The organism is Burkholderia sp. SIMBA_051, from assembly GCF_046534915.1.
Lineage (GTDB): Bacteria > Pseudomonadota > Gammaproteobacteria > Burkholderiales > Burkholderiaceae > Burkholderia > Burkholderia ambifaria.
Genome location: NZ_JAWRXS010000284.1, coordinates 1 through 272 on the forward strand (window position 1 = coordinate 1; position 272 = coordinate 272).

Genomic DNA, 272 nt, shown 5'->3' on the forward strand with positions numbered 1-272 from the left:
GTGAAATCGAAGTAGTCCAGGAATACGAACGGCTTGATCAGTTCGCCCAGGTCGCCGGGGCTGACGATTCGGGTGACCGGCCCATGGCGCCTCCCTTGGGTACGCGCCACAATGGCGCGCGGAAGACTCGTCGGTCGGACAGCGGGACCGGCCGCGTCGAGTAGATCAGTGGCTGGCGCCATGACTATTTCCTTGTGGAGATGACATGGCTGAAGGTTAGAGGCTGGCCGAGTCCGGCGGAAGCTTATATGTTTAGATGGGATCCATCGTAT

Annotated in this window: 1 pseudogene; it reads right to left on the reverse strand. The window is 59.6% G+C overall.

From position 1 onward, the window contains the following. A pseudogene (locus SB771_RS34550) lies at positions 1-182 on the reverse strand (hypothetical protein); the annotation flags it as partial. Positions 183-272: the final 90 nt, after the last annotated feature.